Annotated in this window: 9 protein-coding genes and 1 tRNA gene; 8 read left to right on the forward strand and 2 right to left on the reverse strand. The window is 65.0% G+C overall.

Annotated features, from left to right (window positions below; genetic code table 11):
* Positions 1-75: 75 nt before the first annotated feature.
* The 8 genes from MF407_RS12800 (at position 76) to MF407_RS12835 (ending at position 9,462) form a co-directional block, all read left to right on the forward strand.
* Positions 76-1,011 (forward strand): metallophosphoesterase, encoded by a 936-nt coding sequence (locus tag MF407_RS12800; RefSeq protein WP_239702509.1) that lies wholly within the window; start codon positions 76-78, stop codon positions 1,009-1,011.
* Between the two features lie 156 nt (positions 1,012-1,167).
* Positions 1,168-1,241 (forward strand) — tRNA-Pro (locus tag MF407_RS12805).
* 312 nt (positions 1,242-1,553) lie between these two features.
* Positions 1,554-4,319, forward strand: a complete 2,766-nt coding sequence (locus MF407_RS12810) for a DEAD/DEAH box helicase family protein (RefSeq protein ID WP_239702510.1) — start codon at positions 1,554-1,556, stop codon at positions 4,317-4,319.
* Positions 4,316-5,572 (forward strand): restriction endonuclease subunit S, encoded by a 1,257-nt coding sequence (locus MF407_RS12815; RefSeq protein WP_239702511.1) that lies wholly within the window; start codon positions 4,316-4,318, stop codon positions 5,570-5,572. Before MF407_RS12810 ends, MF407_RS12815 begins: the two co-directional genes overlap by 4 nt.
* Positions 5,569-6,474, forward strand: a complete 906-nt coding sequence (locus MF407_RS15935; protein WP_239702512.1) for a GIY-YIG nuclease family protein — start codon at positions 5,569-5,571, stop codon at positions 6,472-6,474. The genes MF407_RS12815 and MF407_RS15935 overlap by 4 nt, the downstream gene beginning before the upstream one ends.
* Positions 6,475-6,476: 2 nt before the next feature.
* Positions 6,477-7,556: an Abi family protein gene (locus MF407_RS12825; protein ID WP_239702513.1), complete on the forward strand. Its 1,080-nt coding sequence runs from the start codon at positions 6,477-6,479 to the stop codon at positions 7,554-7,556.
* Positions 7,553-9,022 carry a class I SAM-dependent DNA methyltransferase gene (locus MF407_RS12830; protein ID WP_239702514.1) on the forward strand — a complete coding sequence of 490 codons (1,470 nt, stop codon included), beginning with the start codon at positions 7,553-7,555 and terminating at the stop codon, positions 9,020-9,022. The genes MF407_RS12825 and MF407_RS12830 overlap by 4 nt, the downstream gene beginning before the upstream one ends.
* A 245-nt stretch (positions 9,023-9,267) precedes the next feature.
* Positions 9,268-9,462, forward strand: a complete 195-nt coding sequence (locus MF407_RS12835; RefSeq protein ID WP_239702515.1) for a helix-turn-helix domain-containing protein — start codon at positions 9,268-9,270, stop codon at positions 9,460-9,462.
* A gap of 406 nt (positions 9,463-9,868) precedes the next feature.
* Here the strand turns inward: MF407_RS12835 and MF407_RS12840 are convergent, their stop codons facing one another.
* Both MF407_RS12840 and MF407_RS12845 read right to left on the reverse strand, forming a co-directional pair.
* Positions 9,869-11,641: an ATP-dependent helicase gene (locus MF407_RS12840; RefSeq protein ID WP_239702516.1), complete on the reverse strand. Its 1,773-nt coding sequence runs from the start codon at positions 11,639-11,641 to the stop codon at positions 9,869-9,871.
* A complete protein-coding gene (locus MF407_RS12845; RefSeq protein WP_239702517.1) occupies positions 11,638-13,584 on the reverse strand; it encodes an AAA family ATPase in 1,947 nt (648 codons plus the stop codon). Before MF407_RS12845 ends, MF407_RS12840 begins: the two co-directional genes overlap by 4 nt.
* Between the last annotated feature and the right edge of the window lie 15 nt (positions 13,585-13,599).

Here is a 13,599-nt window from a genome sequence, read left to right on the forward strand (position 1 = left end):
CCGGTCACACCGCCCTCACCCGAATTGTCGCCCGGACGTTTCGGTGCCCCGTCACCACCGTGCGACGATGAGCGGATGCACTCGCTCACTCGTTCAGCTGTGGCCGTCGGCGCTCTCGGGGCCGCGACCCTCGGCTGGTCGAGCCTGGTCGAACGCAACTGGTACGCATTGCGTGAGGTGACCGTGCCCGTTCTGCCCGAGAGTGCCGACCCGGTGCGCGTGCTGCACCTCAGTGACCTGCACCTGGTGCCGCGCCAGGCCCGCCGCATCGAGTGGGTTCAGGACCTCGCGCGCCTCGAGCCCGACTTCGTGGTCAACACCGGCGACAACTGCTCCGATCTCAACGCGGTGCCGGCGGTGCTGCGCACGATGGCACCGCTGATGGACTTCCCCGGCGCGTTCGTGCTCGGCTCCAACGACTACTTCGCCCCGGCACGGCGCAACCCATTCCGGTACTTCAACTCCTCGCACAAGCAGGGCGACCAGATGGGCGTGCCGTCGCTGCCCTGGAAGAACATGGTGCGCGGGTTCGAAGCCGGTGGCTGGACGAACCTCACTGACGTGCGCGCCCGCGTCCCGATCGGTGACCTGGACGTCGAACTGGTCGGGGTGGACGATCCGCACCTGGGTTACGACGAGTACGACAAGGTCGCCGGGCCCGCCGCAACGGACGCCGATCTCACGGTCGGTGTCGTCCACGCGCCGTACCTTCGCGTGCTCGACGCGATGACCGCGGACGGCGCATCGATGGTGATGGCCGGGCACACGCACGGCGGCCAGATCTGCGTTCCCGGTTACGGCGCCCTGGTCACCAACTGCGATCTCGGAACAGAGCGGGTCAAGGGACTGTCGCGTTGGTGGCCCGGCGCCGACAACGCTCCGTCGTCGCGGGCTCCGGACGATGCCGCCTGGCTACATGTCTCGGCCGGCCTCGGGCACAACAAGTACACGCCGGTACGCCTGGCCTGCCGCCCCGAGGCGACGCTGCTGACCCTCGTCCCGAAGTCCTGACAGATGCCTGGGGTCTCGAGATCTGCTCGCGTCCTGACCCGCGCACATCTCGACACCCCACGCGTCTGAACCCGATTGGGAGATTGCCCCGTCAACCGGTAAAGTCTCCACTTGCTGCGTGCGGGTATCGCCAAAAGCGCCAACGTACGCAGGCCACGGGGTGTGGCGCAGCTTGGTAGCGCGCTTCGTTCGGGACGAAGAGGTCGCAGGTTCAAATCCTGTCACCCCGACATCGTGGAAAGCCGGCTCTGAACTGCGAAACGCAGCCAGGGCCGGTTTTGCTTTTCCCCTCGCGGGCATAAGTGAGGCACAACGGCACCGGCTGCTAATAAACATGTCGCCGCCTGTCTCGCTCTGCCGTAGCGGAGGCCGGCGGTGGTTCATCGCCGGCCGGTTAACACCACACCGACGGCAGCTGCGTGGCATCCCGCCCGAGTACTGGTCCAACATGTTCTGGTGTACGGACCAACGCCCATCCGATGCTCGACGTTGCGCAGCACGAACGACAGATCAAACGGCCTTCGCAGTAATCTGCGAGCACTATGAATGCGCATCAGGGGGATGACGCTCGGCTTGCTGCCGAGGCACGGGCGCGAGTATTGATCGATCGCCAGCTGACCGATGGTGGTTGGGTCGTCCAGGACAAGAAAGCGCTGAACCTGTTCGCCGCGCAGGGTGTTGCCTGCCGCGAGGTCACGATGAAGCCCGGGCATGGCCGGGCCGACTACCTGCTGTACGTCGATCAGCGCGTCGTCGGTGTCATCGAGGCGAAGCCGCAGGGCACGACGCTCAGCGGCGTCGAGTGGCAGTCGGCGATGTACGCCGAGGGACTGCCGGCCGACGTACGGCTCAAAGCGCTGACGCGCGACGGCCGGCTGCCGTTCGTGTTCGAGGCCAGCGGCACCGAAACGCACTTCACGAACGGCTACGACCCGGACGCGAGATCGCGGCAGGTGTTCGCGTTCCCACAGCCGGCGACACTGGCGCGGATCATCCGCGACGCGGAAGCCGACGCGACCACGCCAACCTGGCGGGCCAAGGTGCGCCACCTGCCCGAGCTCGACACGGCCGCGCTGCGGCCGGCGCAGATCATCGCGATCAACGGCGTTGAGCAGTCACTCGCAGCTCAGCACTTCGACCGCTCACTGGTGCAGATGGCAACCGGCGCGGGCAAAACGTACACCGCGGTCACGCTCGCCTACCGCCTGTTGAAGTCCGGCGGATTCAAACGCATCCTGTTCCTCGTCGACCGCAACAACCTCGCCGACCAGACGATCGCGGAGTTCCAGAACTACCGCACACCCGGCGACGGCCGACGCTTCACCGAGATCTACAACGTCGACAAACTCACCCGCGCGGGGATGCTCGACAGCAGCAACGTCGTCATCTCCACCATCCAGCGCGTCTACAAGGGGCTGCAGGGCGAGAAAGTCACGCCCGACGACGACCCCGGCCTGGACGACTTCGTGCCCGGCTCCCCCGTCACCGTCACCTACAGCCCGCAGTTGCCGCCGGAGACGTTCGACCTGGTCGTGGTCGACGAAGCTCACCGGTCGATCTACGGCGTATGGCGCGGCGTGCTGGAGTACTTCGACGCGCACGTCGTAGGCCTCACCGCAACACCGGGCAAACAGACCTTCGCGTTCTTCCGGCAGAACCTCGTGTCGGAGTACACCTACCCGCAGTCGGTCGCCGACCGAGTGAACGTCGACTTCGACGTGTACCGAATCCGCACGGAGATCTCCGAGCGCGGCGGCCTGATCGAGGCAACGACCGTCGTGCCGAAGGTCGATCGGCGCACTCGCAAGCAACGGCTCGAGGCGCTGGAAGAAGACCTCGAATACACCAACAAGCAACTCGACCGCGCGGTCACCGCCAAGTCACAGATCCGACTGGTGCTCGAAACCTTCCGCAGCCGGCTCTTCACCGAGATCTTCCCCGGCCGATCGACCGTGCCCAAGACGCTGATCTTCGCCAAGGACGACGTGCACGCCGAGGAGATCGTCACCACGGTGCGCGAGGTCTTCGGCAAGGGCAACGACTTTGCCGCCAAGATCACCTACAACGCTAAGGACCCCAAGAGCCAGTTGCAGGCGTTCCGCACGTCGCCGAGCCTGCGCATCGCGGTCACCGTCGACATGATCGCCACCGGCACCGACGTGAAGCCGCTGGAATGCGTGTTCTTCATGCGTGACGTGCGGTCGGCGCAGTACTTCGAGCAGATGAAGGGCCGCGGCGCCCGCACCATCGCACCGGCCGACTTCCAGTCCGTCACCCCGGACGCGTCCGGCAAGACCAGGTTCGTCATCGTCGACGCGGTCGGCGTGACGGAGCACGACTTCGTCGACCCGCCGCTGAACCGCGAGAAGGGCGTCTCACTCAAGAAGCTCCTCGACAAGGCGGCGACGCTCTCGCTCACGGAAGCCGAAACCGCCACTCTCGCTTCGCGATTGGCCAAGCTCGAACTCGACCTCACCCCGGCCGAGCGGGAGGAACTCGACGAGGTCGCTGGCGGGCCCGTCCGCGACATCGTGCGTGGGCTCGTCGACGCGGTCGACCCCGACGCCCAGGCCAAAGCTGCCGCCGGACAATCGGATCCGGCGGCCGCGATCCAGCGCCTGCTCGACGATGCGACGCGACCGCTCGCCGCCAACCCCGAACTCCGCGGTCGGATCCTGGAACTGCGCGCCACCCACGACCGCGTCATCGACGAGGTCAACGCCGACACGCTCCTGTCCGCCGGCGGGGTCGTCGACACCAACCGCGCACGGTCAGTCGTCGAGTCATGGCGGGCCTACCTCGAACAGCACCGCGACGAGATCACCGCCATCCAACTGCTCGGCGAAGCCCGCGAACGACGGATCGACTTCGCCGACATCCAGGAACTCGCAGACCGCATCAGCCGACCCCCGCACAACTGGACGACGGACTTCATCTGGGCCGCGTACGAAACCATCGACGTCGGCCGCGTCCGACACAGCGACCGACACACCCTCACCGACCTTGTGTCACTGCTGCGCTATACCGTCGGCGTCGACGACGAACTCGTCCCGTACGCCGACCGCGTACGCGAGCGGTACGCCGCCTGGCTCGCCCAGCAAGAGCAGGCGGGCGTGAATTTCACTGAGACACAAAGGTGGTGGCTAGACCGGATGGTCGAAGTGATCGCGAATTCCGCCGGCATCACCGCCGAAGACCTCGATGAAGCGCCCTTCACGGAGCGGGGCGGCGTGGACGGGGCTTTGCGAGACCTCGGCGACCAAGCCGCCGACCTGCTCGAGAACCTCAACGCGGAGCTCACGGCGTGACGTGGCCCATTCGCATGCTCGGTGAGGTCGCAGATACTGCACTCGGAAAGATGCTCGACAGGGGCAAGCCCAAGGGGCTGCCGCACGTGCAGTACCTGCGGAACGTCAACGTCCAGTGGGGACGCATCGACATTGACGACCTGTCGACTATGGAACTCTCCGACCACGACCGCGAACGATTCGGAGTGCTCCCCGGCGATCTACTCGTATGCGAAGGCGGCGAGATCGGTAGGTGTGCCATCTGGCGAGGGCGCGACACCTACCTCGCGTACCAAAAGGCACTCCATCGTGTTCGTCCGAGCAGCGAACTCGACGCGGCGTACCTGCGCTACCTGCTTGAGCACCACGCGCACACAGGTGTCCTGTCAAGGCTCGCCACCGGATCAACGATCGCCCACCTCCCTCAGCAGCAATTGCGACGTGTCCCGGTGCCACTTCCGACACCTAGCGTGCAACGGCGGATCGTCGAGATCCTCGAAGACCACCTCTCCCGCCTCGACGCAGCAGCGGATTATGCGTCCGCGTCCCGACGCAGAATCGATCTGCTGATCACCCGTCACGTGACTGAGTTCCTGATAGACACTGGCGGTGATGACGTCACGATCGGAGCCCTCGCTGCCTCCGTGAAGAACGGGATTTTTGTCTCCCGGCCAACCTCAGAACCTGACGGCGTCCCGATCCTGAGAATCGGTGCCGTTCGCGCTCTGAAGCTTTCGGTTGACGATCTTCGCTATTCCGGGCGCAGCGGTAGGGACCTAGCCGCTCGCGACGAGCTGCTTGCCGCTGGCGACCTAGTCTTCACCCGCTACAACGGCAATCCCCGTTACGTCGGCGCATGCGCAGTGGTTCCAGAGGGTCTGGGCCAACTCACGTACCCCGACAAGTTGATTCGTGTGCGACTGGACGACCAACGGGTGCTCCCTCAGTTCGCCGCATACGCGTGCACCTACGGCTCAGGCCGCGCGCAGATCGACTCGCGCCTGAAGACCAGCGCTGGCCAGGTTGGGATCTCCGGACGGGAACTCAAGTCCGTAAGCCTGCGGATCCCCACTCTCGACCAACAACACGAGGTGGTCCAGTCTGTAGAGGACCTGATTGGCGCGACCCGACGATTGGACGAGCAGGTGTCGCAGGCGATCAGTCGCCATCATGCGCTGAAACGTGCCGTGCTCGCCGCTGCCTTCAGCGGCAAACTCACCGGCCACCACACGGACGACGAACGCATCGAAGAACTCGCAGAGGCAATGGCGTGAACGGCAAGCAAGTGAAGCTGTTCCTCGTCGACGGCACCCCGGGTGGGCTGACGACGGCCGAGATCACCAACTGGACCGGCCACGTCCTATCCGCCCGGCGCTCCGACCTGGCCGACCTGCTCCGACGCGAGGAAGCCGAGCGCACCGGTGTCTACCTCCTGCTCGGTGAGGACGAGTCCGCTGTCGGCGACACCCGCTGCTATGTCGGTGAGGCCGACGTCGTCGCCACCCGGCTGCGCAGCCATGCCAAGGACAAGGCGTTCTGGAACCAGGTTGTGGTGAACACCTCGAAGGACACCAACCTGACGAAGTCGCACGGCAGGTATCTGGAGTCGCGGCTGATCGAGCTCGCAACCCAGGCCGGAAGGGTCACCCTCGAGAACGGCACTGCCCCTCCGACGCCGCGCCTGCCGGAGGCGGACGCGTCCGACATGGAGTACTTCCTCGGTCAGCTGCAGATCGTGCTGCCCGTGTTGGGAGTGAACGCGATCCGGGTTCGCTCGGCGCGAGCTGACGATGCGCAGTCAGCACCGAGCCAGTCGCCGATCTTCGCCTTGCGGAATGCCCGTCAGGGCGTTGCCGCATCAGCTCAGCAGGTCGACGGCGAGTTCAGCATGCTGAGCGGCTCCGTCGTCGTGCCCGAGTGGCACGGAGTCGGCAAGGCGGCCAGCACGCAGAAGGCGTACGCCAGTTACCGAGCCCAGCACGAAGGACTTCTGGCGGACGGATCGATCGTCGTCGAAGACGGCTCCGGCCGAGTCACACGAGACATTGTGTTTTCCTCGCCGTCGACCGCTGGCGCCGTTGCCATCGGCACCTCGTGCAACGGACGCACGTCATGGATTGCCGCGAACGGGCTGACATTCGGTGCGTGGGAGAGCCGGGGCGTCGATGACGACTGATCTTGAGCGGCTCGGTCACAGCCGTCCCTGGTTCGTTGTATGGTGGGGGCACCACATCCCCCGAGCCTCTCAACGATGCGCAACCGGGGGATTTTCTCTTGCCTGACAGCAGTTCGCGACCAACGACGGAGTACATCAAGCCAGCGCTGGCCGAATCCGACCTTCTGGAGCGATGGCGGCAACGCGGCCTAGTCATCCCGGATGAAGAGCGCGCTACCCGGTACCTGCGGCACCTCGGCTACTACCGACTGTCCGCATACGTTCGAAGCTTCGAGAGTGACCGGCGCGACACGCTCCGCGGCGATACCGGTTTCGACGACGTACTCAACCTCTACATCTTCGATCGGAAGCTCCGCCTCCACGTTCTCGATGCATTGGAGCGCGTTGAGGTCGCTGTCCGAGCGGCCATCAGCGATCGCATGTCTCGGATTGCCGGTCCTCACTGGTACGAAGACTCTCAGCAGTTCGCGCGGGTGGGCGTGCATCAGCGGCTCCTTCGCGACATCGACACCATGGTGGAGGACCAGCTGCGTCGTCCACGCGAGCGAGCAGTCGGGTCAGACAGCTTCGTCTCCGCCCTCGAGCACTATGTGACCCACTACGGATCACCGTCCAGGCCGCCGACCTGGGTGGTTTTCGAGGAGTTGAGCCTTGGCTCGGTCCGATCGATCTACGACGCACTCAAGGACACCGCCTCCCAGAATCGGATCGCCGAGTCGCTCGGCCTACGGGCTCCGGTCCTTCGCTCATGGCTGCTGAGCTACCAACGGGTCCGAAACATCTGCGCGCACCACGGTCGCCTCTGGAACCGTGGCCTCGGCGTGTACCCAGCGATCCCCAAGTCCCGTGCGATCCGCTGGCTCGATGACGCCGATCTCTTTGAGCGGAACCCATGGCGCCGCCAACGGCTCTATGCGGTGCTCGTCTCGCTGCAGACAGTGCTCCACACCGTTGCACCCGGTTCAATGTGGGCGCCACGGCTGAACGAGCTCTTTCGTGAGCATCCGACCGTGCCGCTGTCGAGCATGGGTGTCCCCAACGACTGGTACGCCGATCCATTCTGGCCGAGGAGGCCCCAGTGACAGATGCCCGCCAGCTGGTCGACAAGCTCTGGTCGTACTGCGCCGTGCTCCGCGATGACGGAGTCGGAGTCATCGAGTACACCGAGCAGCTGACCTACCTACTGTTCCTCAAGATGGCGCACGAACGCGCCACCCGAAAGCTGCGACCGGAGCAGATCGTGCCGGAGGAGTACTCGTGGCAGAAGCTGCTCGACGCTCAGGGCGACAAGCTCGAGTACGAGTACACCCGAATCCTCGTCGGCCTCGCCCGCGAGGACGGTGTCATCGGCACGATCTTCCGCAAGGCGCAGAACCGCATCCAAGACCCGGCGAAGCTGCGCCGGCTGGTTGTCGACCTGATCAACAACGAGAACTGGTCACAATCCGGCACCGACATCAAGGGCGACGCCTACGAGGACCTGCTGTCCAAGGGCGCATCCGACAAGGGCTCCGGTGCGGGACAGTACTTCACACCGCGTGCCCTGATCGAGGCGATCGTCGACGTCGTACGCCCAGCGGTCGCCGACACCGTCGTCGACCCCGCCTGCGGCACCGGCGGCTTCCTCCTCGTCGCCCACGAGCATGCCGCCCGCGACGCTGAGTCAATGACCCCGGTCCAGCGTGACCACCTGCGCGACAGCTTTGCCTCGGGCTACGAACTCGTCGACGGCACAGCCCGATTGGCCGCGATGAACCTGCTGCTCCACGGCATGGGCACCTCCAACGGTGAGTCGCTGATCGAGGTGCGCGACTCCCTCATCGCCGATCCGGGCCGCCGCTGGTCGGTCGTGCTCTCCAACCCACCGTTCGGTCGGAAGTCCTCGTTGACGATGGTCGGCGCCGACGGCCGCGAAGTGCGAGAAGACCGCGAGATCGAGCGGCAGGACTTCGTCGCGACCACGAGCAACAAGCAGCTCAACTTCGTCCAGCACATCGCCACGATCCTCGACACCAACGGGCGCGCCGCGGTCGTGCTTCCCGACAACGTGCTCTTCGAGGGCGGCGCCGGCGAAACGATCCGCCGCAAGCTGCTGGCCGACTTCGACCTGCACACGATGTTGCGCCTGCCGACGGGGATCTTCTACGCCCAGGGCGTGAAGGCGAACGTGCTGTTCTTCGACAAGAAGGTCGCGCGCCCCGGGCAGCCGTGGACCGAGCGTCTGTGGGTCTACGACCTGCGCACCAACAAGCACTTCACGCTCAAGCAGAACCCGCTCCGGCGGGCCGACCTGGATGGCTTCGTTGCGGCGTACACGGCGGCCGAGCGTGTCGAGTCCGAGCGCTGGAAGCCGTTCACGTACGACGAGATCGTCGCCCGCGACAAGGCGAACCTGGACATCACCTGGCTCAAGGACGACTCGCTCGAAGATCTCGACAACCTCCCGTCGCCAGACGTCATCGCCCGCGAGATCGTCGAAGACCTCACCGCTGCCCTTGCTGAGTTCGAAGCGGTGGCAACGGCTTTGGAAGAGCAGCTGCGGATCTAGCGGTCGTTGTCTGCGGCAAGCTGTCGTATCCAATCGGGCACGGGCTGCCCGCTCTTGGCGCTGGCCGCGATGTACACACGCGCCGCGGCGACCTTGTTCGCATGAGAGACGGGTGCGCGGGGTCGCTGAGGCACCGGACGTGATTTCGAGCGGTCAGCCATGGGTCCCCCGGCGGTCGATGTCCTCTCCATGATCTTTCTTGCCGGGTGTGACCGCCAGGGTCACAACCTGACCTTCGGGGAGGTATGACTACCCCTACAAAAAGTCGCCGCCAGTTCGAGTCCCTCGCCGACGCCGCCGAGCGCACCGGCCTCAGCATCCGTACGCTCCGCCGCAGGATCGCCGCCGGGCAACTGCCCGCGCACCGCAGCGGACCCCGCGTGCTGCGGGTTGACCCCGCCGACGTCGATCGACTGATGGTTCTGGTTCCTACCGCGTAGCAGGTGCCGACGGCCGCGCAAGTCGGGCTAAGGCGCGTCCTACCGACCCGAGTGACGCGCCAATCTGGTCGGCCAACGAAGTTGTTGGCCCCATGCGCACCACTCGTGACTACGCCCGGTGAGAGGGCGAATATCCTCGGCGAGGAGCACTTTCAGCACCGCGCGGTGACGGTAGATCGATCCCGTCTCGAGCAACATTGAAAGCCTGACCCGGACCATGGCACCGATCTCGGACGACTGGCGCTGCCCCGTGAGTTGCCTCGTGTCAGTCAATCGAGCCGAATGAGCGAGACCTCAGCATCGCGTAGATCCTCGTACAACTCACCGAATGGGGCGGGACCTCCTCGTTCGTCGCACTGTGTGAAGACCAACCGCTCGGCAGCGCGGGACACTCCAACGAAGAACGTCATCGTGGACTCGATGGTGTCGCGGGTGTGGGCCCACCATTGGTCGCGGTCCAGGCCGATGAAGAACACCGTGTGGTATTCGAGGCCCTTGCTTCGATGGATCGTGAGGAGGGGACTGCGTCTGCGTCACTAAAGGCGTCGGCGACGGCATCCCACGAGTCGACTCGTCGAAGTACGTGGGCGACCCGGATCTTGAAGGCGTCCAGAGTGACTTGAATGTCTTCGGGGCGATCGCCGAAGATGCGCTTGGAGCCGGCGGAGTCGAGGTTGACGAATGCCGCGAGCTTATCGGTGAGTGCCTGAGTGATCTGTTCGCTCAGGTCGGGCCCAGCGCCGGACTCGAGTGGCATCTCAGCGAACCAGCTGCGGAGTTCGCTGAGGAACGCACTGAGGTCGTCCTCGAGTTGCGTTCCGACTTCTCGGTGGCGCGTGGGTGATGCGACACGTCCCAAGAGGTCGGTGACGTCCTGCCAGGTCTGTGGGTGCCCGCCGCGAATGGCGGCGAGTCGGACGATGCCTACGAGCAGATGTACGAGGTCGTCTTTCAGCAGGTCGAGCAGGCGAAGCTTGCCGACCTCGGCGTCGTCGTTGCGGAGCTTAAGCCCAACTGCCTGGAGCGCCTCAGTGAGTGCTGGCTCGAGGTCCCCGACCTTCTGACGGGCAATGAGGGCGAATTCGCTGGGCTGCCGGCCTGACTGTTCGATGTCTGACGCGATCCAGGCCGCGATGGCCTGTGCTTCGCGCTCGGCAGTCGCGCACGACCACACCTCGATCGGCGACTCTCCCACCGCCGGCGCGACCTGGGACTTCTGATGCTGGCTCTCCGGATCGAGCCGCTTGGCGAACCGGTGTTGCAGGTCGACGAGCCGCTGGGTGGAGCGGAAGTTCGAGACGAGGGCGAACGGCTCTGCCGCAAAGTCATGCTCGAACTGGGTGAACGCATCACTGAGAGCGCCAGCCCAGCCCATAATGCGCTGCTTGCGATCGCCGACGGCGGTGACAGTCGTACCGTGACCCGCGAACACCGATTTCAGGAACGAGTATTGGGCGTAGGTCGTGTCCTGGAACTCGTCGATGAAAACAAACGGGTAGGTCGCTTGCAGCGCACGCTGCAGTTGCGGACTGCTGCGGATCATTAGTTCGGCAAGGCGGTTCAGCATGACGAAGTCCAGTACTGGGTTTGCGCGCCCCAGGTAGTGGCGCGCCCACCACTGCTGGACGGCGTACTCGCGAGCGGTCGTCGGCGGCGCCTGCTCGGATGGTTGGGAGGGCAGCTCGGCAGCGCCGACGACGTTCGGCAGGAATGTGAAGGCCGAGATTGAATAGACATCGCTTTGGAGTCCGCTCGGTGCCGATGCCGCGATGTCGCTGAGGAACGCCTCGATCTCCGTTCGGCTGGCGAACCCGATCTTGTAGCGCTCCTCAAAGGCCCACTCCTGCGGCAACAGGCGGGTGAAGCGATCGAGGATGGACTTCGTGAACGCGTCGAAGGTCATCGAGGTGAAACGGCTGGCGTGCTCGGGGAGGCGGGCTTCGACCCGGCGTCGAATGTTGGCCGCGGCGTCGCGCTTGAAGGAGATCGCGAGGATCTGCTGCGGTGGACGGCAGATCCCGGTTTCGAGGAGGTAGCCGGCGCGCTGTGCGAGGAACTCTGTCTTGCCTGCGCCGGGTCCGGCGGTCACGGATGCGGTGCCGGCGCGCAATGCGGCCCACGCGGCCCCTTCCAAGTCATCAATGCCCTGGGGGCGCCATGAAGCCGGATCGACCCTCATGTCGGGGAGACCGCCTTCCCAATCCGGTCGATGAGCCGCCCAATCCGCTCGGGCGGCTTCGCCAAGTCTTCCTTGGCCACGAACGACAGCGCTCGCAGGTGCGTGCCCGGCTTGGACTGGTTGAGGAACAGGTACCGATACCACCGCAGATCCTCCATCGCCCCCTCCGAGTTCCAGTAATTGATGTTCGGCCGGTCCTTTGTGTCTCCGAGGACGGCATCGCGCGCATCCCCCGTCGATTGAGGTCCGGTCTTTCCAGCCTCGAGATGGCCGGTGTAGGCGTCGCCGTAATGCTGCAGGAGAGCCATGTCGAGGTCCAGTCGGACGGAGTAGTAGATGTCCCACTTCTCGAGGTGGTCGAGCCATGCCTTGATCTGGACGTTCGTGAGCCCGTCGATGTCGTCGGTCGAGGCGAAGTCCTCCACGCCCGCTGATCCGTCGAAGGGATCGATCCCATTCTCGATCAGACGCGTGCAGGTGTCTCGGATGCGGCCTTCGCCTCCACCGAAGCGGCCCCAGTCGAAGTCGAGGAGGGTGGCGTGCGGGATGCCCAGTTGATTGAGCAGCCTCCAAAAGTGGTTGGTGTGCCGGCCTCCGAGCGGGACGAAGGCGACGAACGACTGGTCGATGTGTATGTCGCGAGCGGCGGCCAACTTGGGTATGACGACTTGCTCGGAGTCGCCCTCGCCCAGGACGACGAAGCGGGCGAAGTAGAGCTCGGGGTGAGCGTGGACTGCTTCGCGTAGATACTTGCCCGCATCAGTTGTGTCAGCGGGGAGAAGGATCGGGTTCACGCGGGTCGTTCGGGTGATCGCGTCAATCCGGAAGTGTCGGATCTTCTCAGGGTCGATCCTCGCTACGGCGCTGGCTGAGTGGCTTGAGATCACGGCTTGGGCACGGCCTGAGCGTGTGACATCAATCAGCTGCTGAACGACGCGCGACAGGAAGTAGGGAGACAGGTTGTTCTCTGGCTCCTCGATCGCCAGGAGCGTCAGGGTCGGGAGGGCCGTCGCGGCGATGTCGAACTTGTCGTCGTGGGCGCCGGCGGCGACGCCCGACTCGAGGTCGAGGGTCGCCGCGGTCATGGCGATGTGGAGCAGCGACTGCTGTCCGTCGCTGAGCTCGCGCGCCGAGCGTGTCCGCCCAGTTGCCGACGGCTCGAACAGCATCTCGGCGTTGGTGACCAGGACACTCACGTCCCGACTCACCGGCTCGAAGATCGGGTTGCGTTCGGTGCCGAGGTGATGCAGCTCCTGCCACCGTCCTGTGATCGCATCGGTGACAGTGGCGACCACTGCTTCATCCTTGAACTTCTCTGACAGCGTGGCCGCGGCCGTGAGAGTTTCTTCGCGGAAATCGTCGGACCACACACCCGCACGCCACAGCCGTCCGCGGAGGAACGAAGTCACCTGGCGGGCGCCATCCCTTGTCGCTGGCACGTAGACCATCTGAATCCGGTTGCGGTCCGATGAGCGAAGCTCGGCCCAGTTATCGCCGTAGTCCTCGTCGAAGGTGAACACAACACGGCGGGTGTCCTCAATCGTGCCCTGCGCGGGTCCCTCGGCCGTCCACGTTGCGTCGAGCACGATCCGCAGCTTGAGGCTCTGGTCGTCGAAGGCGGCCATCTGTGCGAAGAACTCAGGGACAACGGCTGCAGTCTCTGCACTGGGATCGACCAGCTCCGGGAAGGCGAACACGGCGTCGATCCGCATCGTCCGGATTGCCGCCGGAGTGGTCTCGTTCTCGGGGACGTGGAAGTCCTCGACGCGTACTTGGCGCTGCTCGGCGACCACGCTGAAGAGCCTGAGGAGTGCTTGGCAGGCTGCCGTCTTGCCGGAAGCGTTCACCCCTAGCAGCGCGGTCAGTTGCTGGTCGAACATGATGGTGTGCGGTTCAGGGCCGAAACACTGGAAATTGGTCAGTGTGAGTCGTTCCAGGTACATCGGTCTGCTCCCTGC

The sequence above is a fragment of the Yimella sp. NH-Cas1 genome (assembly GCF_022359705.1).
GTDB classification, from domain to species: domain Bacteria; phylum Actinomycetota; class Actinomycetes; order Actinomycetales; family Dermatophilaceae; genus Yimella; species Yimella lutea.

Excerpts from the sequence above, each read along its gene's own strand:
- MF407_RS12845 (WP_239702517.1), bottom strand. The coding sequence starts at position 13,584 with ATGTACCTGGAACGACTCACACTGACCAATTTCCAGTGTTTCGGCCCT.
- MF407_RS12810 (WP_239702510.1), top strand. The coding sequence starts at position 1,554 with ATGAATGCGCATCAGGGGGATGACGCTCGGCTTGCTGCCGAGGCACGG.
- MF407_RS12835 (WP_239702515.1), top strand. The coding sequence starts at position 9,268 with ATGACTACCCCTACAAAAAGTCGCCGCCAGTTCGAGTCCCTCGCCGAC.
- MF407_RS12840 (WP_239702516.1), bottom strand. The coding sequence starts at position 11,641 with ATGAGGGTCGATCCGGCTTCATGGCGCCCCCAGGGCATTGATGACTTG.
- MF407_RS12800 (WP_239702509.1), top strand. The coding sequence starts at position 76 with ATGCACTCGCTCACTCGTTCAGCTGTGGCCGTCGGCGCTCTCGGGGCC.